Below are 22,117 nucleotides of genomic sequence, written 5' to 3'. Positions count from 1 at the left end.
CCCCTACCCGCACGCCGCCAGGCCATGACCTGGGTCAAGGGCCGCCTCCCCCTCCAGCCGGAGAAGGCGGTGGTCCTCCACCCGGTAAAGGAGGGGCACCGCCCGCACCCCAAGGCGGGCCTCCAGCTCCCGCGCCTTCCGCACCACGAAGGCCGCCGGGTCCCCCACCGCAAGGCCAGCGATCCTCGGGCGGTAGAGGGCCTCCAGCCCCTGGGGAAGGGTCCGGAGGGCCTCGAGGTCCGGGCGGCTCATGGCGCAGTCCGTGTGCCCCACCAGGGCCACGGTCCGCACCCCGCTCCGGGCCAGGGCGTAGACCAGGTAGGGCTCCACGGGGTCGGGGTTGGCCCCCCCGGTGCGGAGCACGAAGGCGAAGTTTTCGGGCAGCCTTAGGGCGATGCGGGGATCCATGCAGGTGACCAAAAGGAGCTCCGGCTTGGCCAAGGGGGGAAAGGAGCGGCCCTCGTTGTGGCTTTCCAGAAGCAAGGCGATGGGATCCATCCCGCACCTCAGCAGGGTTTTTCCGCCCCCCTACGGGCGTAGTAGTACCAGTTCAGGAAGAGGTTCAGGGCGTAGAAGACCATGAGCCCGTAGAAGAAGGCCGTGAACCCCCCCGTGGCCTTTTGGGTGTAGGCGGCCAGGGTGGAGAAGAGGAAAGGCCCGTAGGCCGCCACCGCCGCCGTCCAGCCGATCACCCCCCCCGCCTGCCGGGGCGGGAAGATCATGGGCATCTGCTTGAAGGTGCTGGCGTTCCCCACCCCGCTGAAGAAAAAGACCAGGAGCATGGAGACCACGAACATCCCGAAGGAGTCCAAAGAGGTGGGCCGGGTGTAGAGGGTCACGAGGAGAGCGGAGAGGAAGATGCCGAGGGCGGAAACCTGGGTGACGATGGCCCCCCCGAAGCGGTCGGAGATGGGCCCCGCGATGACCCGGGCCAAGGAACCCACCAACGGCCCCAGGAAGGCGTACCTCAAGGGGTCGGGGGCCCCTTCAAACCGCCCGTAGACCTCGCGGATGAGCAGGGGGAAGATGGCGGAGAACCCGGAGAAGGAGCCGAAGGTCATGATGTAGAGGCTGGTCATGACCCAGGTGTGCTTGTCCCGGAAGATGTCCAGCTGCTCCCGGAAGTTGGCCCGCACGGGGACGCTCCTCAGGTAGACCCAGGCCAGCAAAGCCCCCAGGAGGACGAAGGGGATCCAGACCGCGGTGGCGTTCTGCAGCCAGATGGGCTGGGACACCCCCGGCTTGGGGGTGAAGGTCTGGGGGCCGCCCAGGAGGGAGCCGAAGAGGGCGAAGCCGATGATCCAGGGGGTTACGAACTGGACCACGGACACGCCGAAGTTGCCGATGCCCGCCTGCAGGGCCAGGGCCGTCCCCTGGAGGCGCTTGGGGAAGAAGTAGCTGGTGGAGGGCATGAAGCCGGAGAAGTTCCCCCCGCCGATCCCCGCCAAAAAGGCCAGGAAAAGGAGGACCCAGTAGGGGGTAGAGGTGTTCTGGACGGCCAAGGTCCAGCCCAAAAGGGGGATGAGGAGGAGGAGGGTGGAGAAGGTGACCAGGTGCCTCGTGCCCAGGATGGGGGGCAGGAAGGTCCAGACGATGCGCAAGGTGCCCCCCGCCAGGCCAGGCATGGCCGTAAGCCAGAAGAGCTGGGTGGAGGTGAGGTCAAACCCCACCTTGGGGAGGCGCACCACCAGGGCGCTCACCACGAACCAGGTGATGAAGGCCAGGGTGAGGTTGAAGGTGGTGATCCAGAGGGTGCGCCAGGCCAGGCGAGCGTCCCAGCGCTTGGGGTCCTCGGGGTTCCACTCGGAAAGCCAGGTGCCGCGGGCGGTCTTCAGCATGGGCGGTCTCCTTTGAGCTCAAAGTCGTCCTTGAGGTGCTTGGCCTCCTGCTGCAAGAGCTGGATCACGGTGAGGTGCATCCAGAGGAAGGCCACGGCCGTAAGGGCAAAGAGCACGAAGAAGGTCATCTGGGGCAGGCCCGTCCAGGCCTGGGCGTAGGCGAAAAGGGGCGGGAGGAAGAACCCCCCCAAGGCCCCCAGCATGCCCACCAGCCCCCCCACCGCCCCCACGTCCTGGGGGAAGTAGGTGGGGATGTGCTTGTACACCGCGGCCTTGCCGATGCCCATCCCCACGCCGATGAGGAAGACCAGGAGGGTGAAGAGCCAGACGTTCATGGTGAACTGCATGACCTCCTTGGTCCCCTGCTTGGTGTAGAGGACGATGTGCCCCTCGGGCATCATGAGCACGGCCGAGGGCAGGAGGATCATCCAGAAGGTCCAGTACATGACCCGCCGCGCCCCCAGGCGGTCGGAGAAGTAGCCCCCCACGGGCCTTAGGAGGCTGGCCGGGAAGATGAAGAGGGCGGTGAGGAGGGCCGCCTCGTGGAGGGGCAGGCGGAAGACGTCCACGTAGTACTTGGGAAGCCAGGCGGAAAGGGCCACGTAGGCCCCGAAAACCACCACGTAGTAAAGGCTGAAGCGCCAGACCCGGACGTAGCGGAGGGGCCTGAGCATCTCCAGAAGGGGGCGGCCCTGGCCCGGCTTCTTGTCCTGCCTCGGCGTGCCAAACCAGAGGAGGAAGCCCATCAGGACCAGGAGGATAGCGTACAGGAAGGGGACGAACCGCCACCCGCCGGGGATCAGTCCCCCCAGGTAGCCGGAGGCGGGAATGCTGGCGATGAGGGCCGGGCCGATGAACTTGGTGACGCTGGCCCCCACGTTCCCCGCCCCGAAGACCCCCAGGGCGAAGCCCTGCTGCTCCTTGGGGAACCAGGCGGAGTTCCAGGCGATGCCCACGCTGAAGGCGTTGCCGGCAAAGCCCACCAGGAAGGCGTAGAGGAGAAGCTCCTCGTAGCTGCCCGCCCGGGAGACCAAATAGGCGGGGATGGCGGTGAAGAAGAGCATGAGGGTGAGGACGAGCCGCCCCCCGTACCGGTCCGCAAGGATGCCGGCGAGAAGGCGCCAGAGGGAGCCGTTAAGGATGGCCACCGCGGAGATCCAGGAAAGCTGGACGTCCGAGAGGCCGAACTCCTTGCGGATGGGCACGCCCAGCACCCCGAACATGAGCCAGACCGCGAACATGAGGGTGAAGGCCAGGGTGGAGAGGATGAGGACCCGGATGCGGACGGGCCGTTCCTGTTCCAACAGACGGGGATCGGTGGTCACGGTTCACCTCGCCAGCTTGCGCACCCAGATGACGATCTGCCAGGGCCTGAGGAGATAGCCCAGGGGCACGGTGACGATGTGGATCAGCCGGGAGAAGGGGAAGAGGGCCAAAAGGAGCCAGAAGTTGAAGACGTGGAGCTTGGTCCAGAAGGGGAGGTCCTGGAGGAGCTCAGGCCTCGGGTTAAAGGTGAGGACGGACCAGAGGTAGGGGGTCATGACCGCGGGGAACCAGTAGCTCCCGTAGCGGTAAAGGAGGGCGGTGAGCACCCCGCTAAGGATGGAAACGAAGAGGAGGACCAGGACGAGGTAGTCCATGGGGGTGGAGGCCGCCCGCACCCGGGCCACGGAGAGGCGCCGGGCGAAGAGGATGTAGACCCCAAGGAGGGCCCAAAGCCCGAGGCCGAGCCCGGTGATCTCCAAAAGGTAGAGCCTTAGGGGGACGCTATTCCAAAGGAGGAGCCCCTTGGGAAGGAGGAGGGCCAAAAGATGGCCCAGGAGCACGATGACCAGGCCCCAGTGCATGGCCACGGAGCCGAAGAAGAGGCGCTTCTGCTCCAGAAGCTGGCTGGACTGGGCCGAAACCGAGAAGGGCCGGTAGACCATGCGGTAGGCGGTGACCGCCACCGCCAAGGCCAGGGCCACGTAGGGGAAGTAGGCGAAAAGGGCCAGGTTCCAGTTCATCCTTCACCTCCTAACCAGCCCCGAAACCGCCTCGCCCGCCGCTTCCAGGAGGAGGAGGTAGGGGCTTGTGGCGTCCAGGGTCTTCAGGGTCTTGTGCATCTCCGCAAGGGCCTTGGGGAGGATCTCCAGGAGCTCAGGGAGGGGGCGCTTGGCCCGGGCCAGGTAGCGGAGGACGTTGGCCAGGTGGTCGGGCAGCTCGCTCCCCGGGTCCACCCCCTCCTCCGCGAAGGCCCGGACCAAGGCGGCGAGGAGCTCGCCCCGTTGGTAGCTCTCCCCGTAGACCGCGAACCCCACATAGGGGGCGGTGGTGGGGGTGAGGTCCAGGGTGCGGGTGTAGAGCTCCTCCCACTCCCCAAGGGAAAGCTTTTCCACCTCTTTAAGGAACTGTTCCAGCTTCTTTTTGGGCTGGCCCCGGGGGCACTCTATCCAAAGCCGCCAGAGGGTTTCCAGGCGGCCCGGGATGGGGTAGTCCAGGGCCAGGGCCAGGGCTTCCAAGAGCTTGTCCATACCCCCCTCCTACTCCCCCCTCTGGGGCGGCTGGAGGTAGCCGAAGCCCACCTCGCCCTTGTGGGCCAGGGGGTCGTTCCAGACCTCCGCGGCCATCTCCCGGTGGTAGGGCGGGAGGACGAAGCGCTCCTCCACCGTGGGCAGGGTGGTGAGGCGGTAGATGGCCTCGGCCTCCTCCAGGGTGAGGCCGGCCTCCTCCAAGACCTTCAGGGCCCGCTCCGTCACCCGGCCCTCGAGGCTCTCCTGGCGCTTCAGGATGCGCACCGCCAGCATCTTCTTGAGGACGGGCAGGATGAGGGCCTCGTTCCCCGCGGCGAAGAGGTTGGCCAGGTAGCGGATGGGCAGGCGGGCCTTCTCCAGGTCGGCGAAGACCTCGAAGTCCAGGTCGGTCTCGGGCAGGTCCAGCCGCACCAGGGCCCCGTCCGGGCGGGGGGTCCTCAAGGCCTTCTCCAGGGTGGCCACCACGGGGGAGAGGGGCGGGACGTAGAACATCATGGCCAGGGTGCGGTACTCGGGGTGGAGGGGCAGGGCCAGGCGCCAGACCTTGACGAACTTGTAGATGGGGGAGTTCTGGGCGGCCTTGATCCAGCCCTCGTCCAGCCCCTCGGCCTTGGCGGCGGCGATGACCTCGGGGTCAAAGGGGTCCAGGATGGCGGAAAGCTGGGCCTCCACCAGCTCCTCGTCCGGCACCATGGCCGCCTCGGGGATGCGGTCCGCGTCGTAGAGGAGGACCCCCATGTAGCGGATGCGGCCCACGCAGGAGTGGGCGCAGGCGGGGGCCTGGCCGGTCTCGAGGCGGGGGAAGCAGAGGATGCACTTCTCGCTCTTCCCCGTGGCCCAGTTGTAGTAGACCTTCTTGTAGGGGCAGGCGGCCACGCACATCCGCCAGGCCTTGCACTTGTTCTCGTTGACCAGGACCACCCCGTCCTCCGCCCGCTTGTAGATGGCCCCACTGGGGCAGGCGGCCACGCAGGCGGGGTTCAGGCAGTGGTTGCAGATCCGGGGCAGGTACTGGAAGACCACCCCCAGGGTCTCCTCCAGCTGGGCCCGCACCTCGGGGTCCAGGCCCTCCAGGTTGGGGTCGTTCTTGGCGTAGAGGGGGCTTCCCGAGAGGTCGTCGTCCCAGTTGGGGCCGGCCTCGGGGGTCATGGGCTCCCCGGTGACCATGGACACGGGGATGGCCGTGGGCTGGTCGTCCCCTTCCGGGCTGGTGAAGAGGTCGCTGTAGCGGAAGGTGAAGGGCTCGTAGTAGTCGTCCAGGCTGGGCAGGGCGGGGTTGAAGAAGAGGCGGGTGAGGGCCTGGGCGCGGCTGTGGAGGCGCAGGTCCAGGCGGCCGTCCTGGTAGACCCACCCCCCCTGGAAGCGGCCCTGGTCCTCCCAGCCCGTGGGGTAGCCCGTCCCGGGGCGGGTTTCCACGTTGTTCCACCACATGTACTCCGCGCCCTTGCGGTCCGTCCAGAGGTTCTTGCAGGCGATGGAGCACGTGTGGCAGCCGATGCACTTGTCCAGGTGGAAGAGCATGGACATGTGGGCTCTAACCTTCATGGGCATCCCTCCTTACCACTCAGGGGCTTTCTCCAGCTTGCGCACGTAGACCCAGGTGTCCCGGTTCACCCCCACGGGGCCCCAGTAGTTGAAGGCGTAGGTGAACTGGGCGTAGCCGCCGGACATGAGGACGGGCTTCAGGCGGGCCCGGGTGATGGAGTTGTTCATCCCCGCCCGCTTGCCCCTCAAGGGACTCTTGGGGATGCCCACCGTGCGCTCGGTGGCGTGGTAGACGAAGACCGTACCCCGGGGGATGCGGCTGGAAACGATGGCCCGCTGGACGAAAACCCCGTTGTCGTTGTAGAGCTCCACCCAGTCGTTGTCCTTGATGCCCAGCTCGGCCGCGTCCTTGTCGTTGAGCCAGATGGGGTACCCGCCCCGGGAGAGGGTCATCATGCGGTGGTTCTCGGAGTAGGTGGAGTGGATGGACCACTTCCCGTGGGGGGTGATGTAGTTCATGAGCTTGCCCTGGGCCTCCTTGAGGGAGAGCTCCGTTTCCTGGAGCATGGCCACGTCCGGCCGGGGCTTGTAGGTGGGCAGGTGCTCCCCGAAGCGGAGGTAGTTGGGGTGGTCCAGGTAGAAGTGCTGCCGGCCCGTGAGGGTGCGCCAGGGGATCAAGCGCTCCACGTTCAGGGTGTAGGGGCTGTAGGCCCGGCCGTGGTTGATGATGGCGCTCCAGGTGGGGGTGGTGAGCTGGCGGCGGGGCTGGGCCACCAGGTCCTTGAAGGAGATGCGCACGTGGCGGTTGCCCTCCGCCAGGTCGGTGAGCTGCACCCCGGTCTTCTTCTCCTCGTCCAGGAAGGCCCGGTAGGCCAGCTCCCCGTTGGACACGGGGTCCAGGAAGAGGATGGCCTCGGCCACCTGGCGGGGCTCCTCGAGGCTCGGCCGCTTCTCCCCGTCGTAGAGCCGGGGCTGCCGTTCCGCCAGTTCCCGGTAGAAGTCCTCCGCGGGGATGGTGAGGCCGTGCATGCCCACCCCGTTCTTCTCCACCCCAGGTCCCAAGGTGACGAACTTCTCGTAGAGCTTGGTGTAGTCCCGCTCCACCACCCGGAACTTGGGCATGGTCTTGCCGGGGATGGGCTCCACCTCGCCCTTCTTCCAGTCCCGGTCCTCGAGCTGGGCCAGCTCGTCCGGGGTGTCGTGCTGGAGGGGGATCATGACCAGGTCCTTCACCGGGTGGGGCAGGTGGACCCTGGCCAGCTCGGAGACCTTCTTGACGATGGCCTTGAAGATCTCCCAGTCGGGCTTGGACTCCCAGGTGGGGGGCACCGCGGCCTGCATGGGGTTGATGAAGGTGTGCAGGTCGGTGGTGTTCAGGTCGTCCTTCTCGTACCAGGTGGCGGCGGGCAGGACGATGTCGGAGTAGAGGGCGCTGGTGTCCATGCGGAAGTTGAGGTCCACCACCAGGTCCAGCTTCCCCTCGGGGGCGGGCTTGCGGTAGACCACCTCCTGCACGTGCCCCTCGGCCTTCTCCTCGGCGATGGCGTTGGTGTGGGTGCCCAGGTAGTGCTTGAGGAAGTACTCGTGCCCCTTGGCGCTGGTGCCGATGGCGTTCCCCCGCCAGATGAACCAGACCCTGGGCCAGTTCTCGGGGGCGTCGGGGTCTTCCACCGCGAACCTGAGCTCGCCCCGCTTCAGGGCCTCCACCACGTACTGGACGATCTCGGCCTCGGTCTTGGCCCCCTTGGCCTCGGCCTCGCGCACCACCTCCAGGGGGCTTTTGTTGAACTGGGGGAAGAAGGGGAGCCACCCCTTGCGCACCGCCCGCACCTGGTGGTCAATGGTGTGGTCGGAAAGGGGTTCCGCCGCCTTGTCGTAGGCGGAGAAGCCCCGCTCGTAGCGCCACTGGTCGGAGTGGACGTAGTGGAAGGAGGGGGTGTTCTGCTGCCTCGGGGGGTAGCCCCAGTCCGTGGCGAAGGCGATGGGCCCCCAGGAGGCCTGGTTGGCCAGCTTCTCCTGCCCCACGTAGTGGGCCAGGCCCCCGCCGTTCACCCCCACGCTTCCCGTGAGCATGAGGGCCACGATGCCCGCCCGGTACATGAGGTTGTTGTGGTACCAGTGGTTGATCCCCGCCCCGATGATGATGAGGTTCTTGCCCCCCGTCTTGGCCCCGTTCTCCGCCCAGGCCCGGGCGTAGCGGAGGAGGGTATCCCGGTGGATCCCGGTCCACTTCTCCTGCCAGAGGGGGGTGTAGGGCAGGTCGTCCTCGTAGCCCTTGGGGTAGTCCCCGGGCAGGCCCCGGCCCACGCCGAACTGGGCCATGAGGAGGTCAAAGACCGTGGCCACCGCCACCCGCCGGCCGTCCTTGGTGGTGACGTACTTCACGGGCACGCCCCGCTTCAGCTTCCGATCGCTCGCGAAGTCGTCAAACTCCACCAAAAGCACCTCGTCCTCGGCCCCCAGCAGGGTGAGGCGGGGGTTCAGGGGCTCGCCGGTCCGGGGGTCTTCCAGCTTCAGGTTCCACTTCCCCTTCTCCTTGGCCCAGCGGAAGCCCAAGGTGCCGCCCGGCATCCTGGGGCCCTTCTCCTCGTCCCAGATGAGGAGCTTGAAGGCCCCGTTCTCCTCCTCGGCGTAGGCCGCAAGCTGGTCCGCCCGCAGGTAGCGGCCCGGCCGGCCCTCCTGGATCTCGATCAGGAAGGGGGCGTCGGTGTAGCGCTTCAGGTAGTCCCGGAAGTAGGGCACCTCCCGGTCCGCGTAGTACTCCTTGAGGATCACGTGGTTCACCGCCATCCAGAAGGCCCCGTCCTGGCCGGGGTGGATGGGGATCCACCAGTCCGCGTACTTGGACACCTGGGAGAAGTCGGGGCTGAAGACGGTGAGCTTGGCCCCCGCGTGCCGCACCTCGGCGATGAAGTGGGTGTCGGGGGTGCGGGTCATGTTGAGGTTGGAGCCCATGACCGCGATGAAGCGGGCGTTGTACCAGTCCGCGGACTCGTGGACGTCCGTCTGCTCGCCCCAGATCTCAGGGGAGGCGTTGGGGAGGTCGCAGTACCAGTCGTAGAAGCTCATGGGGACCCCCCCGAGGAGGGAGAGGAAGCGGCTCCCCGCGGCGTAGGAGATCTGGCTCATGGCGGGGATGGGCGAGAAGCCGATGACCCGGTCCGGACCGTAGCGGCGCACGGTGGAGACCACGGCCGCGGCGATGAGCTCCAGGACCTCCTCCCAGGAGGCGCGGCGGAAGCCCCCCTTCCCCCGGGCCTTCTGGTAGCGCTTGCGCTTGTGGGGGTCGTTCTGGATGGACTCCCAGGCGGCCACGGGGTCGGGGTGGGCCTTCTTGGCCTCCCGCCAGAGGTCCAAAAGGGCCCCCTTGGCGTAGGGGTACTTCACCCGGATGGGGCTGTAGAGGTACCAGCTGAAGCTGATGCCCCGCTGGCAGCCCCGGGGCTCGTAGGGGGGCAGGCCGGCCTCGAGGCTGGGGTAGTCCGTGGCCTGGAGCTCCCAGGTCACCACCCCGTCCTTGACGAAGACCTCCCAGGAGCAGGAACCGGTGCAGTTCACCCCGTGGGTGGTCCGCACCCGCTTGTCGTGCTGGAAGCGGTTGCGGTAAAACTCCTCCCACTTCCGTTCCGCCGGGCTTTCAACCTCCTTGATCCAGTCCTTCATGTCTACCTCCTGAGCTCTTTGCGGATGCGCTCGGCAAGGCTTTGCGGGCGGAGCTGCCACAGGGCGGCCTGGTAGAGGAGGAGCACCCCAAGGAGGACCAGGCCGGCCACCAGGAACCGCCCCAGGTAGAGGGAGGAAGGCCTGGGCGCCTCCTCAGAAACCTGCACCAAAAAGGCCGCCAGGGCGCTGGCCTCGGCCTCGGTGAGGGGCTTGCCCTGGTAGGCGGCCCGCATCACCGGGAAGGCGGGGTTTTGCAGAAGAGCGGTAAGGCCCGCCTCGCCCCCTAGGCGCTGGGCCGCGTCCGTGAGGTCCTTCCCCATGGACCCCCCACCCAGAAAGCCCACCCCGGCCACGGTGTGGCAGGCCTGGCAGGGGGCACCCCCGTTTTGGAAGGCCTTCTGGCCCAGGTAAAGGGCCCGGCCCAAGGCGGGGTCCCCGGCCAGCTGGGGCTTGGGGGCGGCCTCCCTTGGGGCTCCCCCCAGGCCCGCCAGGTACTGGGCGATGGCCCGGGCCTCCCCTTCGGAGACCTGGGGCATGGGGGGCATGACCCCGTTGTAGGCCGTCCCGTTCACCTCCAGGGGCCCGGAAAGCCCCTCCCGCACCACCTTGACCACGTAGGCCTCGTCCTGGACCCGGGGGTTCCCAGCCAGGGGCGGGATGGCCCCGGGGACCCCCTGCCCCGTGGGCCCGTGACAGGCGGCGCACTGCCTTTCGTAAAGCGCCTTCCCGTCCTGGGCCAGGCCTAAACCCAGGAGGAAGGCCAGGGCGATAAGGGCTCGCTTCATCCTCACCTCCGCCTTCAGGGTGAGGGGGAGGCCTTGCGCAGGCTGGCGGGCGCTGGGACATCTGTCCTACCGGAAGGGCCTAGGCTGAGGGCAGATGGAGCCCTTAGCCCGCCTGCGAGTGGACGCCCGTGGCCTGGCCACGGTCCTCCAGGCCGACCCCAGCCTGGGCCTGGAAGGGACGAAGGTCCCCTGCGCCCTCCTGGTGGAGGGCAAGGACCCCTTCGGCCGGCCCCTCTGCCCCCGCTGTCCGGTGCTCCGGGAGCTCCGGCGGGGGGCCTACCGGGCCAGCACCCCCCTGGTCCGGCAGGGCCGCCGCCTCCGGTGCCAGGGCTACCGGGAGGGGGAGGGGTTTTTGGTGGAGCTCTTCCCGGAAAAGGGGGCTCCTCCGGACCTCCTCCTGGAGCTTTCGCGGCTGGCCCAGCACCTCCTGAAGCACCCCGAGGAGTTCCCTAAGAACCTCGAGGTCTTCCTCGGGGTCCTGCGGCAGGCCCTTTCCATGGAGGCGGCGGAGCTTTTCCTTTCCGACCCCGAGGGGCACCACCTGATCCTCACCGCCTACGAGGGGCTCCACCGGGAGGCTTTCCTGGAAAGGCCCTGGTTCCAGCTGGGGGAGGGCTACCCGGGGATCGTGGCCCTGAAGCGCGCCCCCCTCTTCACCCACGCCCTAGGGGAGGACAGCCGGTACCTCCGGCAGAAGGTCAAGGCCCTGGGCTACCAGACCTACATCTGCTACCCCCTGGAGCTCCCCCACGGCCTCATCGGGGTCCTGAACCTGGCCTCCCGCGACCCCGGGGTGCGCCACGAGGAGGTCCTGGAGGCCCTGGAGCGGATCGGCCCTCTCCTGGCCAGCACCCTCTACACCCTCCTCACCCGCCTGGGGGAGGAGGGGCTCAAGGCCGCCACCCGCCTCCTCCACCGGGGGGTGCCCGCGGAGGGGGTAAGGGCCCTTCTGGAGGGGGTCCGCCGCCTGAGCGGGGCCACGGGGGTGCGGCTCGTCCCCAAGGAGGGCCCCCCCTTGAGCCTGGGGCCGGTGCCCCCGTGCGCGATGAAGGACTGCCCCGCCTGGCGGGGGGAGGTGGTGGGCTTCAAAAACGGCCTCCCCGACTGCCCCGAGGCCGAGGGGCGGCCCCGGATCTGCCTGCCCCTTTGGGCCTGGGGGGAGGTGGTGGCGGTGGAAACCCTCTTCCACGCCAGGCCCCCCAAGCCCCCCACCGGGCCTGCGGCCTTCGCCCTTTGGCTCCAGCGCCTGGCCGCCCCCCTCCTCTTCCCCGAAAAGCCCAAGGAGAGCCGCCTCGAGGTCCACGCCCTGGGGGGCTTCCGCGTCCTCTACCAGGGGCGGGAGCTCAGGCCCGAGGACTTCGGAAGGCGGAGCGCCTGGCGGCTTTTCAAGCTCCTCCTGGCCAACAAGGACCGGGCCCTCTTCGCTGACGAGCTGGCGGAAAGCCTCTTCCCTGGCCTTCCCCCGGAAAGGGCAAAGCAGGAGCTCTACACCGCGGTCTACCACCTGCGCAAGACCCTGCCGGGGATCGTGGAGCGGGAGGGGGAGTACTACCGCCTCCACCTGCCCGAGCCCCACTACCTGGACTTCGCCCATTTTGAGGCCCTGATGCGCAGGGCGGACCTGGAGGAGGGGCTTTCGGCCTTCAAAACCCTTAGGGAAGCCCTGGAGCTCTACAAGGGCCCCCTCTTCGGGGACGACCCCTACGGGGAGTGGGCGGAGGCGGAACGGGCCTACCTGCAGGAACGGGCCCTTTACGGCCTCCTCCGCCTGGGGGAGATGGCCGAGGCCCTGGGCTACAAGGAGGTGGCCCGGGAGGCCTACGCCCGCGCCCTCAAGCTGGAACCCCTCTTTGAGGAGGCCCAGACCCGCCTGGAGGCCTTAAGGTAAAGGGTATGGACCCCAAGGGCGTTCTGGCCCAGGTGCCCCTCTTCCGGGGGCTTCCCCCGGAGGGCCTTAAGGCCTTAGAGAGGGCGGCCCATTTCAGGACGCTAGCCAAAGGGGAAACCCTCTTCCTGGAGGGCGACCCTGTGACCCACCTCTACGCCGTCCTAAAGGGCCTCATCAAGGTCTACAAGCTGGACCCGGAGGGCCGGAAGCAGGTGGTGCTCCACCTGGAGGGCCCCTACCGGGTCCTGGCGGAGGTGGCCCTATTCCTGGAGCGCCCCACCTACCCCGCCAGCGCCGAGGCCCTGGAGGAAAGCCAGGTCCTGGCCATCCCCAAGGAGGTCTTCTTCGGCCTCCTGGAGGCAAGCCCCCCTCTGGCCAAGGCCCTCCTCCGCTACCTGGCCCGGCGGCAGGGGCAGCTCCTCCACCTCCTGGACCGGCTGGTCTTCCACGAGGTGGGGGAACGGCTTTCCGAGTACCTCCTGGCCCGCCTCGAGGCCGAGGGGCAGGGGTTCAGCCTGCCCACCAACCCCGAGCTCGCCGCCCTCCTCGGCACCGTCCCCGAGGCCGTCTCCCGCAACCTGGGCCGCCTCTACCGCCAGGGGCTCATCCGGCTTGCGGGCCGGCGGGTGGAGATCCCCGACCCCCAGGCCCTCAAGGGGAGGATCCGCGAATGAGTACTGTTTTTATCTGCCAAAACCCGACCCACTTACTTGACTTTCCTCAGGACCCCCCGGTAGCCTGAGGGCGAGGAGGGTTCCATGGCGACCCTGGCCCACCTGCCTCCAGGCCGTCCGGCCCGCGTCCTAAAGGTTCCCCCGGAGCACCGTAGACTCCTCGCCCTGGGGGTGCGCCCCGGGGTCTTGGTGGAGGTCCTCCTCCGAGCCCCCCTGGGGGACCCCCTGGAGGTGCGGGCGGGGGAAACCCTCCTCCTTCTCCGGCGCACGGAGGCCCACGCGGTCCTGGTGGAACCCCTGGAGGGATGATGGCCTGCCCCCGCTGCGCCTCCCCTGCCCCCGTTCTCACCAAAGACGAGCGCTGGGCCCTGGTGGGCAACCCCAACACGGGCAAGTCCTCCCTCATCAACGCCCTTGCGGGCAGCCGGCTGGAGGTGGGCAACTGGCCGGGAACCACCCTAGAACGGCTCTCCGCCCCCCTCCTTCTGCAGGGCAAGCGGGTGGAGCTGGTGGACCTGCCGGGCACCTACAGCCTCCTGCCCACCTCCCCGGAGGAGGGCCTGGTCCTAAGGGAGCTCCTGGAACACCCCCCCGACCGGGTGGTGGCGGTTCTGGACGCGGGCAACCTGGAAAGGAGCCTGGTCCTGGTCCTGGAGCTCATGGAGCTGGGCCTGCCCTTGGCTTTGGTGGTCAACCTCCTGGACGAGGCGGAGGCCAAAGGGCTAAAGGTGGACCTCTTGGCCTTGGAGGAGGCCCTGGGCCTGCCCGTGGCCGGGGCGGTGGCCAGCCGGGGCCGGGTGGAGGGGGTTCTGGACAAGGTTCTGGAGGCCCGCGTCCCCCCGCCCCCCCTCTCCTACCCCGCCCCCCTGGAGGAGGCCCTGAAGGCCCTGGAGGGGCCCGTGCCCCGGGGGGTGGCCCTCCTGGCCCTTCTGGGGGAAGAGGCCCCCTTACCCCAGGGGGTGAGAGAAAGGGCCTCCCTTTGGCGCCGGGCGCTTTTGGAAAAGGGGCTTGACCCCTACCTCCTGGCCCTGGAGGGCCGCTACACCAAAGCCCGGGAGGTGGCCGCCCGGGCCCTTAAACGGGTGGGAAGCCCCTCCGGCCTCACGGAACGGCTGGACCGCCTGGTCCTCCACCCCCTTTTGGGGCTTCCCCTCTTCCTCCTGGCCCTCTTCCTGGCCTTCCGCTTCACCTTCGCCCTCTCCACCCCCTGGGTGGACCTCCTGGGCCAGGTGCAGGAGGTCGCGGCCCGCTGGATATGGGGCCTGCCCTTCCCCGGCCTCCTGCGCTCCTTCCTGGCGGAGGGGGTGGTGGGCGGGGTGGGAACGGTGCTGGCCTTTACCCCGGTGCTCTTCCTCCTCTACCTAGCCCTGGCCTTTTTGGAAACCTCCGGGTTTATGGCCCGCATGGCCTTCGTGGCCGACCGGCTGATGCAGGCCCTGAAGCTCCCCGGGCAGGCCTTCATCCCTCTGGTGCTGGGGTTTGGGTGCAACGTGCCCGCGGTGTACGCCACCCGGGCCCTGGGCCACCCCCTGGACCGGCTCCGGGTGGCCCTGGCCATCCCCTTCCTGGCCTGCTCCGCCCGGCTTCCCGTCTTCAGCCTCTTCGCTTTCGCCTTTTTCCGGGACCAGGCGGCCTGGGTGGTCTTCGGGCTCTACCTCCTGGGGCTGGGCGTGGGGCTCCTCACCGCTTTCCTCCTGGGGCGCCTCCTCCCGGGGGGCGGTGGGGAGGGGGCCATGGAGCTCCCCCCCTACCGCTTCCCGCCCTGGCGCCTCCTCCTCCGCCTGAGCTGGGGCAGGACCTTAAGCTTCGTCCAGGGGGCGGGCGGACCCATCCTCCTGGCGGTGGTGGCGGTCTGGGGCCTCCTCCACCTTCCGGGCCACCCCTACGAGGCCCTGGCCCAGGGGCTCACCCCCCTGTTCGCCCCCTTGGGCATCGGGGACTGGCGGCTGGTGGGGGCCCTGATCCCGGGGTTCGTGGCCAAGGAGGTGGTGGTGGGCACCCTGGGGGTGAGCCTTCTGGGTGGGGAGGCCCTGGCCCCCTTGGGGCTTGGGGAGGGGCTTAGGGCCTTAGGCCAGGGGGCGCTCCAGGCCCTTTGGGGTACCCTTCAAGGGCTAGGGGGCCTCCTCGCCCCGCCCAGCCTGGCCCTGGAAACCCCGCCCACCCCCCTGCAGGCCGCCCTCCCGGGGGTGATGGGCCCCCAGGGGGCCCTGGCCTACCTGGTCTTCGTCCTCCTCTACACCCCCTGCGTGGCCACCCTAACGGCCCTCAGGCAGGTGGTGGGGCCAAGGTGGGCGGCCTTCGCGGTGGCCTACCAGCTCCTTCTGGCCTACCTCCTGGCCTTCCTGGCCTCCCGGCTATGGTAGAGCAAGCCCTGGAACTCCTCGCCACCCCCAAGGCGCCCCAGGCCCTCGCCCAGGCCCTGGGGTTGAGCGAGGCCGGCGCCCTTCTCCTCCTGCAGCAGCTGGAAAGGCGGGGGTACGTGGAGGCCCTGGCCTGCGGGGCGGGGTGCGGGCGCTGCGCCTTCCGGAGCGGCTGTTTGAAGGAAGGAAGTGTCCACTATGTACGAAAGGCCCGTGTACCCTGAAGGTATGATCCGCCTGCGCCAACCCCTTCCCCCCTGCACCCTGCTCCGGCCCGGGGGGGAGAGGGTCTACCTCCCCGACCTCAAGGGCAAGCCCCTGGTCCTGGTGCGGGACGAGGCCCTGGCGGAGGCCCTCGCCAAGGAGGCCCTCGAGGCCCACGCCTTCCTCCTTGCCGAAGGGGAAAGGCCAAGCCCCCTTCCCCTTCTCCTGGACCCGGAAGGGACGCTCCTCCGGGCCATTCCCCCGGGGGGCGCCTTGGTGGCCGACCCCTTCCTGGAGGTCTACCACCTGGGGGAGGTGGCGGGGGCGGAGGAGGTGCGGGCCTGGCTCGCCCTCCTCGAGGCCCAGTGCCCGGAGTGCGTGGTCCCGGAGGGGGAGTGGTTCTAGAACCTGGGTCATGGCCTCCCCGGAAGGGGCCAGGCTAAAAGGAGGTGGCGATGAAAGAGCGCTTCGTAGGCAAGGCCCTGGTCCGCCCCGGCGGCCGGGCCGAGGTGCTGGAGTGGTCGGGGGAAGGCGCGCTGGAGGTGGCCCAGAGCGAGGACGTCCTCCTGGCCTGCCTGGAGGGGGAGGTGGGGGTAAGCCGGTGGGGCAGGGGCTTCCGCCTCGAGGCGGGGGAGGTGGTCCGCCTGCGACCGGGGAGCTACGCCCTGAAGGGCCAGGGGCGGCTTTTCCTGGTGCGCTTTGGCCTCTCCCCCGAGGCCCTTTCCGGGGACCACGAGGCCCTCATGGCGCTCCTGGAGGCCCTTCCCGCCAAGGAGGCCGCGGAAGCCCTGGCCCGGCTCTTTGAGGCCCACGCGGCCAAGGAGGAGGCCCTCTTCTACCCCCTCCTCTCCCCCGGCGCGGCCCGGGAACGGGCGCTGGAGCACAGGCTCCTGCGGGAGCTCATCGGGGAACTCCTCAAGGCGGTCAGGGAGGGGCGGGAAATCGCGGGCATCGTGGCCCGGCTCAAGGGGGCTTTAGAGGCCCATATGGAGGCGGAGCTAGGATAGCCCAGGCCGGGGCAGGCCCTCCCCCAGGAGCACCCGCACCCCGGGTTCGCGGAAGAGGTAGGTGTACCCCCAGTTGAGGAGCACCAGGAGGCGGTTGCGGAAGCCGATGAGCTCGCGGATGTGCACGAAGGCCCAAAGGGCCCAGGCGGGAAAGCCCGTGAAGGCGAGGCCCCCGATCTCGGCCACCGCCTTGTTCCGCCCGATCACCGCCAGCTGCCCCCGGTCGCGGTAGCGGAAGGGGATGGGCTCCTGCCCCCGAAGGGCGCGGAGGAGGTTTTCCGCCGCCAGGCGGCCCTGCTGCAGGGCCACCGGGGCAAGGCCCGGAAGGCCCAGGCCGTTCACGTCCCCCACCGCGTAGACCTCGGGGTGGCCCGGAAGGCGCAGGAAGGGGTCGGTGGGCACCCGTCCCCGGGGGTCGGTGGGGAGGCCCGGCAGGGGGTTCCCCCTCACCCCCACGGCCCAGAGGACGAGGTCCGCGGGGAGGAAAGCCCCCTCCCTAAGCCGCGCGCCCCCTTCCTCCACCCCCACCACCTGGGCCCCAAGAACCACCCGGACCCCCATCCCCTCCAGGGCCCTCTTGGCGTAGGCCGAAAGCGCAGGGCGGAAGGAGGGGAGGAGCCTCTCCCCGGCCTCCAGGAGGAGGACCTCCGCCCCCCCGACCTCCGGGAAGTCCCGGCGGAGGGCGTAGCGCAGGAACTCGGCCAAGGCCCCCGCCAGCTCCACCCCCGTGGGCCCGCCCCCCACCACGAGGAGGCGCAGGGGCCTTTCCTCCCTCGCCGCCCCTTCCAGGGCGAGGAGGAGGCGCTGGCGGATCCTTTGGGCGTCCTCGAGGCCCTTCAGGAAGAGGGCGTGCCGCCCCACCCCCGGCACCCCTAGGTCGTGGGGGCGGCTCCCCGTGGCCAGGATGAGGTGGGTGTAGGGCAGGGCCTCGCCCCCCTCCAGAAGGAGCCTCCGCCCCTTTAGGTCCACCCCCTCCACCCGAGCGAGGAGGAACCGGCCCCGCCCGAGGAGGGGGCGCAGGGGGTGGGCGATGGCCGGGGCCTCCAGGTACCCCGTGGCCACCTGGTAGAGGAGGGGCTGGAAGAGGTGATGGTTCCGGGCGTCCACCAGGAGGTAGGGGACCCCCGCCCGGTCCAGGGCCTTGGCCGCCGCCAGCCCCCCGAAGCCCCCGCCCACGATCATGATCCCCGTTTCCCGCACGCTTGTCCTCCTTGGGACAAAAGTCCCTTCTCGTGATGATTTTCCCTTACCTTACTTGTGAAGACAGGAACAAAACGCACAATCGGGGGCGCCCCCCGCCCCCGAGCCGCAAAAGGTCCCTCCCCTAGGCCGAACCCCCGGCCACCTTGCCCACCCGCGCAAGCCACGCGGGGGGCACGTAGCTGCACCGGGGCTCGCTGGCCAGGTAATCCCCGGTCTCCGCCCAGGCCCGGGCGCGGCTTCCCCCGCACACGTAGCGGTACTCGCACACCCCGCACTTGCCCTTCAGGCGGTCCTTGTCCCGGAGCTCCCGGAAGAGGGGGCTGTTTTGGTATATATCCAGTAAACTCCTCTCCCGGACGTTCCCCGCATAAAGGGGCAGGAAGCCGGAAGGGGCCACATCCCCCGTGGCCGAGACGAAGACGAAGCCGTTCCCGTCCGTCACCCCCAGCCGGGAGTGCTCCATGCCGTCCTGGAAGTACTCCCTATGGAGGCTCTCCCCCGCGGCCAGGGCGCGATCCCTCGCCCCCTCCTCGGCCCTCCTCTGCAGGACCACCCGGCGGAAGTGATGGGCCTCCGTGGTCTTCACATGGAAGGGGTAGGTCTTGGAAACCTCGTAGAGCCACCGGAGGACCTCCTCAAAGGCCTGGGCGGAAAGCTGCTTCAGGAGGGCCCCCCGGCCCACGGGCACCAGGAAGAAGAGGCTCCAGAGCACCACCCCCATCTCCTTGAGGAGGTCGGGAAGGGCCCGGATCTCGGGCCAGGTGTCCCGGGTCACCGTGGTGTTCACCTGGGTGGGGAGCCCGGCCTCCTTGGCCCAGGCGAGGGCCTTTAGGGTCCTCTCAAAGGTTCCCTTCTCCCCCCGGAAGGCGTCGTGGGTTTCCGGGGAGGCGCCGTCTAGGGAAAGGGCCAGACGGGTGACCCCGGCCTCCTTGAGGCGGAAGACCATCGCCCGGGTGAGGAGGGGGGTGGCCGCGGGGGTGAGGCCCACCTTGAGGCCGAGGTCGCGGGCCCTCCCGAGGAGGAGGAAGAGGTCCTCCCGGGCCAAGGGGTCCCCCCCCGTCAAGAGGAGGAGGGGCTTGGGGCGGTAGGTGGCCACCTCCTCGATGAGCCTTAAGCCCTCCTCGGTGGAAAGCTCCCCAGGGAGGGGGTGGGCTTCCGCCGAGGCCCGGCAGTGGCGGCAGGCCAGGAGGCAGGCGTGGGTCACCTCCCAGGCCACCAGGTAGGGGTAGCGGGCGAAGTCGGGGCGTTCCATGGGGTTATCCTTTCCGGCTTCCGAGGGAAAGGTCCATGACCGGGGTCAAGGCCGGGGAGGAGCCTCCCCGGCCCAGCTCCTTCTCAGTAAATGTCGTAGGCGGTGTTGTACACGTTGAACTTGCCCGTGGGCGTGCGCACCCAGTCCCCGGTGATGCGGGCCTTCTCCTTGAGGGTCAGGGCATCGTAGACCACGATGAAGGTGGGGGTGTCCTTGGAGCCCCAGGCGGAGACCCAGATCTCCGTGCCGCCCTTGTTGAACTCGGGGTGGACCATCCGCGCCTTGAGGTCCTGGGCCCCCGGCACCTCCCAGCACTTGGCCACCTCCAGCTTGCGCTTGTCAATGGCGCACAGGCTGGCCGCGGCCTCTGGGCTCGGGCTCATGGGGAAGTCCACGATGACCCAGGGGCTGTTGGGGTGGGTCTTGATGAAGAGATTGCCGGTGTAGGGGAGCTGGATGCGCTTGATCACCTTCCAGGCGTGCTGGGGGTGCTTTTCCGGGTCCACCCCCACCACGGTCACCTCGGGGCTGCCGATGTTCCCCGTGGCCCAGACGGGCCCGTAGGTGGGGTGGGTCCAGTTGGAGCCCCGGCCCGGGTGGGGCCTGACCCCGGCCTCCACCTCCGCCACGAACTCCCGGGTCTTGGTGTCGATGACGATGAGCTTGTTCACCGCGTTGGCCGCCACGATGAAGTAGCGCTTCAAGGCCCAGCCCCCATCGTGGAGGAAGCGCTCGGTGTCGATCATGGTGATGGGCAGGGGGCGGCCCTTCTGGTTCAGTTTGGAGTAGTCCACCAGCCAGGTCTGGCCGGACTCCTTCAGGTTCACGATCCACTCGGGGTTGAACTGGCTGGCCACGATGGCCGCCACCCGGGCCTCCTGCACGAACTCCCCCGCCCCCTTGGTGTAGGACATGGTGGACACCATCTTGAGGGGCTCGAGGGTCAGCCCGTCCAGGATCACCATGGTGGGGGGCCAGTAGCACCCCACCACCGCGTACTTGTCCTCGTAGCCTTTGAACTTGCTGGACTCAATGGAACGGGCGTCCACGCAGGGCTTGGACTCCGCCACCACCCGGGGCGGGTTCATCCAGAGGTCAATAAGGCTGGCCTTGCCGTCCCGGCCGATGGCCATGAAGTAGCGCCCGGTGGCGGAGGAGCGCAGGATGTGGGTGGCGAAGCCGGTGGGCACGATGGTCACCAGCTCCTTCTTGTCCCCGTCAATGATGGCCACCTGGCCGGTGTCCCGCAGGACCTGGCCGAAGAAGTTCTGCCAGTTGCGGGTGTGCTCGGGCTTGGTGGGCCGCTTCTCCGGCGGCACGTAAACCTTCCAGGTCCTCCGGATCTCCTCGTAGGTGGGGATGGGTGGGGCCGGGGGCTCCTCCAGGAGGAAGCGGGCCATGAGCTCCGTTTCCTTCTCGCTCAGGATCCCCTGGCGGCCCCAGTCGGGCATACCCCCGGGCAGACCCCCGAAGATGACCGCCTTCAGGTACTCCAGACCCCGCTCGGCCATCTTTTTGGGGTCCAACGCCGGACCCGTGGCCCCTTTGCGGAGCACCCCGTGGCAGCCCGCGCACCGGTCAAAGTAGATCTGGGCCGCCTGCTCCTTCTCCCCAGGGGAAAGCCCCTGGGCCAAGGCCCCGGCCAAAAGCAAGAACCCCAACGCAAGCCCTAACCTCCGCATGGCTTTACCTCCCAAAACAAGGATAAAGATGTCCAAATAGGACATGTGTCCTAAGACAAACGTCCCTACCGCCAAAATCCCCCGGGCCCAAAGGCCCGGGGGGGCAAGGAGGGCCTCAGTGCCCCTTATGGGCCTCCTGGGGGGTGGGGGCGTAGACCCGGATGATCCCCCGCATGTAGGGGTGGATGCTGCAGATGTAGGTGTACTCCCCGGGCTGGGTGAAGGTCACCCGCCACCTCTCCCCGTGGCCCAGCTTGGGGGAGACGAAGGGCTCCGGGCCCTTCACGTCCACCACCACCGCGTCGTGGCGGCCGGTCCGCTCCCCTTCCAGGAGGTCAAACACATCCTCGTTCACGAACTCCACGGTGGTGCCCACGGGCACCTCCACCACCTTGGGGTAGAAGGAGTTGCCCACCATCTGGATGGTGACGGGCAGGGGGTCCAGCGTCCTCTCCCCCACCGCCACGGGCTGGAGCAGGGCCGGGTCCGGGGCCTTGCGCACGGTGTGCTCGTGCGTAGGGGTGCCCAGGCCGTAGGGGTCCAGGACGCGCTTGGCCTCCTGGGGCACCTCCTTAAGGGCCTTGGGGCCTTCGGCGCGCACCTCGGCCACCCGGGGGGCGTCCTTCTTGGCCCGGAGGATGCCCAAGGCCCCCTTGATGGCCGTCCCGAACACGTGGGTCACCAGGGTGTAGTCCCCTTCCACAGGGGGCACCCGCCACTCAATCACCCAGGAGTCCGAGGGCCCCGCCAGGGCGGTCTGGCTCCCCTTCACCACGTTGTCGGGGTTGCCCTGGTAGTACATGTACTCCCAGACGCCCCCCACCACGTGGAAGGTGCTGGTCAGGTTGGGGCCCGCGTTCAGGAAGTAGATGCGGATGTAGTCGCCGGGGCGGACGGGGATGGGCTCCTTGACGTAGCGGAAGTTCTGCCCGTTGAAGACCACGTAGGTGGCGCGGCCGTCAAAGAAGTCCCGGCCCGAGGCGTACCATTCGCTCTGGACCAGGTAGAGCTTGAGGTCGGGGGCCCGGCCCAGCTCGGCCTCGAGGCGGTACTTCTTCTTGGGCTCCACCACGATCATCCCATGCTGCCCACCCATGGTGTGGGCCATGATGCCGTGGCCCCCGGGGGCGCAGTGGTACATGAAGACCCCGGGGAAGTCCGCCTGGAAGCGGAAGACCCGTTCCTCCCCCGGCTGGACGTTGCCCAGGAACTTGGAGGTCTGGGTGTTGGCCGCGTGGATGGAAAGGCCGTGGGCCACGAAGTCCTCGTTCCTCAGCACGATCTCCACCGTGTCCCCTTCCTCCACCACCAGGAGGGGCCCTGGGCTCATCTCGTTGAAGGAAAAGCCCTTGACGTACACCCCCTGGTCCACGGGGAAAACGCTGGAGTGGGTGGTGAGCTCAAAGCGCTTCACCGCCGCCAGGGCTGGGAGGCTTAGGCTAAGCACCAGAAGGGCCGCGATCCGTTTCCACATCGTTCCTCACCTCCTTGGGAAGCCTAACTCGGACTTCCCTATCCGAGATAAACCCTAGCGCAAGGAGGGCAGGACAGGTGTCCTTGTGA

Annotated in this window: 19 protein-coding genes; 7 read left to right on the top strand and 12 right to left on the bottom strand. The window is 68.7% G+C overall.

Annotated features, from left to right (window positions below; all coding sequences use genetic code 11):
* Positions 1 to 3: 3 nt before the first annotated feature.
* The 8 genes from B043_RS0111740 to B043_RS0111705 are packed head-to-tail and all read right to left on the bottom strand — an operon-like array spanning position 4 to position 10,284.
* A complete protein-coding gene (locus B043_RS0111740; protein ID WP_018462145.1) occupies positions 4 to 498 on the bottom strand; it encodes a carbonic anhydrase in 495 nt (164 codons plus the stop codon).
* 8 nt (positions 499 to 506) lie between these two features.
* Complete coding sequence (locus tag B043_RS0111735) at positions 507 to 1,838, bottom strand: MFS transporter (protein ID WP_018462144.1); 1,332 nt, start codon at positions 1,836 to 1,838, stop codon at positions 507 to 509.
* Positions 1,832 to 3,163 carry an MFS transporter gene (locus tag B043_RS0111730; protein WP_026234263.1) on the bottom strand — a complete coding sequence of 444 codons (1,332 nt, stop codon included), beginning with the start codon at positions 3,161 to 3,163 and terminating at the stop codon, positions 1,832 to 1,834. Before B043_RS0111730 ends, B043_RS0111735 begins: the two co-directional genes overlap by 7 nt.
* A 3-nt stretch (positions 3,164 to 3,166) precedes the next feature.
* Positions 3,167 to 3,844: a respiratory nitrate reductase subunit gamma gene (gene narI, locus B043_RS0111725; RefSeq protein ID WP_016329279.1), complete on the bottom strand. Its 678-nt coding sequence runs from the start codon at positions 3,842 to 3,844 to the stop codon at positions 3,167 to 3,169.
* A 3-nt stretch (positions 3,845 to 3,847) separates the two neighbouring features.
* Complete coding sequence (locus B043_RS0111720) at positions 3,848 to 4,351, bottom strand: nitrate reductase molybdenum cofactor assembly chaperone (RefSeq protein WP_018462142.1); 504 nt, start codon at positions 4,349 to 4,351, stop codon at positions 3,848 to 3,850.
* 9 nt (positions 4,352 to 4,360) lie between these two features.
* Complete coding sequence (narH, locus tag B043_RS0111715; protein WP_026234262.1) at positions 4,361 to 5,896, bottom strand: nitrate reductase subunit beta; 1,536 nt, start codon at positions 5,894 to 5,896, stop codon at positions 4,361 to 4,363.
* Positions 5,897 to 5,908: 12 nt separating this feature from the next.
* On the bottom strand, positions 5,909 to 9,499 hold the full coding sequence (locus B043_RS0111710; protein WP_018462140.1) for a nitrate reductase subunit alpha: 3,591 nt from the start codon (positions 9,497 to 9,499) through the stop codon (positions 5,909 to 5,911).
* 2 nt (positions 9,500 to 9,501) lie between these two features.
* Positions 9,502 to 10,284 (bottom strand): c-type cytochrome, encoded by a 783-nt coding sequence (locus tag B043_RS0111705; RefSeq protein WP_211207628.1) that lies wholly within the window; start codon positions 10,282 to 10,284, stop codon positions 9,502 to 9,504.
* A gap of 94 nt (positions 10,285 to 10,378) precedes the next feature.
* Between B043_RS0111705 and B043_RS0111700 the strand changes: the two genes are divergently transcribed.
* The 7 genes from B043_RS0111700 to B043_RS0111675 all read left to right on the top strand — a co-directional run bounded on the left by B043_RS0111700 (position 10,379) and on the right by B043_RS0111675 (position 16,417).
* Positions 10,379 to 12,172 (top strand): AfsR/SARP family transcriptional regulator, encoded by a 1,794-nt coding sequence (locus tag B043_RS0111700; protein ID WP_016329284.1) that lies wholly within the window; start codon positions 10,379 to 10,381, stop codon positions 12,170 to 12,172.
* Between the two features lie 5 nt (positions 12,173 to 12,177).
* Positions 12,178 to 12,846 carry a Crp/Fnr family transcriptional regulator gene (locus B043_RS0111695; protein WP_018462138.1) on the top strand — a complete coding sequence of 223 codons (669 nt, stop codon included), beginning with the start codon at positions 12,178 to 12,180 and terminating at the stop codon, positions 12,844 to 12,846.
* 84 nt (positions 12,847 to 12,930) lie between these two features.
* Positions 12,931 to 13,155, top strand: coding sequence for a FeoA family protein (locus tag B043_RS0111690; protein WP_016329286.1), 225 nt, complete (start codon positions 12,931 to 12,933; stop codon positions 13,153 to 13,155).
* Positions 13,155 to 15,209: a ferrous iron transport protein B gene (gene feoB / locus B043_RS0111685; protein ID WP_038037156.1), complete on the top strand. Its 2,055-nt coding sequence runs from the start codon at positions 13,155 to 13,157 to the stop codon at positions 15,207 to 15,209. Before B043_RS0111690 ends, feoB begins: the two co-directional genes overlap by 1 nt.
* Positions 15,203 to 15,430 carry a hypothetical protein gene (locus tag B043_RS12865; protein ID WP_155987433.1) on the top strand — a complete coding sequence of 76 codons (228 nt, stop codon included), beginning with the start codon at positions 15,203 to 15,205 and terminating at the stop codon, positions 15,428 to 15,430. Before feoB ends, B043_RS12865 begins: the two co-directional genes overlap by 7 nt.
* Positions 15,431 to 15,434: 4 nt before the next feature.
* Positions 15,435 to 15,815 (top strand): hypothetical protein, encoded by a 381-nt coding sequence (locus tag B043_RS0111680; protein ID WP_018462136.1) that lies wholly within the window; start codon positions 15,435 to 15,437, stop codon positions 15,813 to 15,815.
* A gap of 50 nt (positions 15,816 to 15,865) precedes the next feature.
* Entirely contained in the window at positions 15,866 to 16,417 is a 552-nt protein-coding gene (locus B043_RS0111675; protein WP_018462135.1) for a hemerythrin domain-containing protein, read from the top strand.
* On the opposite strand, the gene B043_RS0111670 is transcribed toward B043_RS0111675, so the two are convergent.
* From B043_RS0111670 to B043_RS0111655, 4 genes are all read right to left on the bottom strand, one after another.
* Complete coding sequence (locus B043_RS0111670) at positions 16,409 to 17,617, bottom strand: NAD(P)/FAD-dependent oxidoreductase (protein ID WP_018462134.1); 1,209 nt, start codon at positions 17,615 to 17,617, stop codon at positions 16,409 to 16,411. The two genes, B043_RS0111675 and B043_RS0111670, sit on opposite strands and share 9 nt — an antisense overlap.
* 124 nt (positions 17,618 to 17,741) lie before the next feature.
* Positions 17,742 to 18,872 carry a TIGR04053 family radical SAM/SPASM domain-containing protein gene (locus B043_RS0111665; RefSeq protein WP_018462133.1) on the bottom strand — a complete coding sequence of 377 codons (1,131 nt, stop codon included), beginning with the start codon at positions 18,870 to 18,872 and terminating at the stop codon, positions 17,742 to 17,744.
* An 83-nt stretch (positions 18,873 to 18,955) separates the two neighbouring features.
* Complete coding sequence (locus B043_RS0111660; protein ID WP_026234261.1) at positions 18,956 to 20,554, bottom strand: nitrite reductase; 1,599 nt, start codon at positions 20,552 to 20,554, stop codon at positions 18,956 to 18,958.
* 115 nt (positions 20,555 to 20,669) lie between these two features.
* Positions 20,670 to 22,028: a multicopper oxidase domain-containing protein gene (locus B043_RS0111655; RefSeq protein WP_018462131.1), complete on the bottom strand. Its 1,359-nt coding sequence runs from the start codon at positions 22,026 to 22,028 to the stop codon at positions 20,670 to 20,672.
* Between the last annotated feature and the right edge of the window lie 89 nt (positions 22,029 to 22,117).

Source organism: Thermus oshimai DSM 12092 (assembly GCF_000373145.1).
In the GTDB taxonomy this organism is placed as follows: Bacteria; Deinococcota; Deinococci; order Deinococcales; family Thermaceae; genus Thermus; species Thermus oshimai.
The sequence above is the reverse complement of the archived record's forward strand: the minus strand, read 5'-3'. Positions and strand labels throughout refer to the sequence as shown.

Coding starts and splice junctions, on each gene's coding strand:
- B043_RS0111740 (WP_018462145.1), bottom strand. CDS start 498: ATGGATCCCATCGCCTTGCTTCTGGAAAGCCACAACGAGGGCCGCTCC.
- B043_RS0111735 (WP_018462144.1), bottom strand. CDS start 1,838: ATGCTGAAGACCGCCCGCGGCACCTGGCTTTCCGAGTGGAACCCCGAG.
- narI (WP_016329279.1), bottom strand. CDS start 3,844: ATGAACTGGAACCTGGCCCTTTTCGCCTACTTCCCCTACGTGGCCCTG.
- B043_RS0111720 (WP_018462142.1), bottom strand. CDS start 4,351: ATGGACAAGCTCTTGGAAGCCCTGGCCCTGGCCCTGGACTACCCCATC.
- narH (WP_026234262.1), bottom strand. CDS start 5,896: ATGAAGGTTAGAGCCCACATGTCCATGCTCTTCCACCTGGACAAGTGC.
- B043_RS0111710 (WP_018462140.1), bottom strand. CDS start 9,499: ATGAAGGACTGGATCAAGGAGGTTGAAAGCCCGGCGGAACGGAAGTGG.
- B043_RS0111705 (WP_211207628.1), bottom strand. CDS start 10,284: ATGAAGCGAGCCCTTATCGCCCTGGCCTTCCTCCTGGGTTTAGGCCTG.
- B043_RS0111700 (WP_016329284.1), top strand. CDS start 10,379: ATGGAGCCCTTAGCCCGCCTGCGAGTGGACGCCCGTGGCCTGGCCACG.
- B043_RS0111695 (WP_018462138.1), top strand. CDS start 12,178: ATGGACCCCAAGGGCGTTCTGGCCCAGGTGCCCCTCTTCCGGGGGCTT.
- B043_RS0111690 (WP_016329286.1), top strand. CDS start 12,931: ATGGCGACCCTGGCCCACCTGCCTCCAGGCCGTCCGGCCCGCGTCCTA.
- feoB (WP_038037156.1), top strand. CDS start 13,155: ATGGCCTGCCCCCGCTGCGCCTCCCCTGCCCCCGTTCTCACCAAAGAC.
- B043_RS12865 (WP_155987433.1), top strand. CDS start 15,203: ATGGTAGAGCAAGCCCTGGAACTCCTCGCCACCCCCAAGGCGCCCCAG.
- B043_RS0111680 (WP_018462136.1), top strand. CDS start 15,435: ATGATCCGCCTGCGCCAACCCCTTCCCCCCTGCACCCTGCTCCGGCCC.
- B043_RS0111675 (WP_018462135.1), top strand. CDS start 15,866: ATGAAAGAGCGCTTCGTAGGCAAGGCCCTGGTCCGCCCCGGCGGCCGG.
- B043_RS0111665 (WP_018462133.1), bottom strand. CDS start 18,872: ATGGAACGCCCCGACTTCGCCCGCTACCCCTACCTGGTGGCCTGGGAG.
- B043_RS0111660 (WP_026234261.1), bottom strand. CDS start 20,554: ATGCGGAGGTTAGGGCTTGCGTTGGGGTTCTTGCTTTTGGCCGGGGCC.
- B043_RS0111655 (WP_018462131.1), bottom strand. CDS start 22,028: ATGTGGAAACGGATCGCGGCCCTTCTGGTGCTTAGCCTAAGCCTCCCA.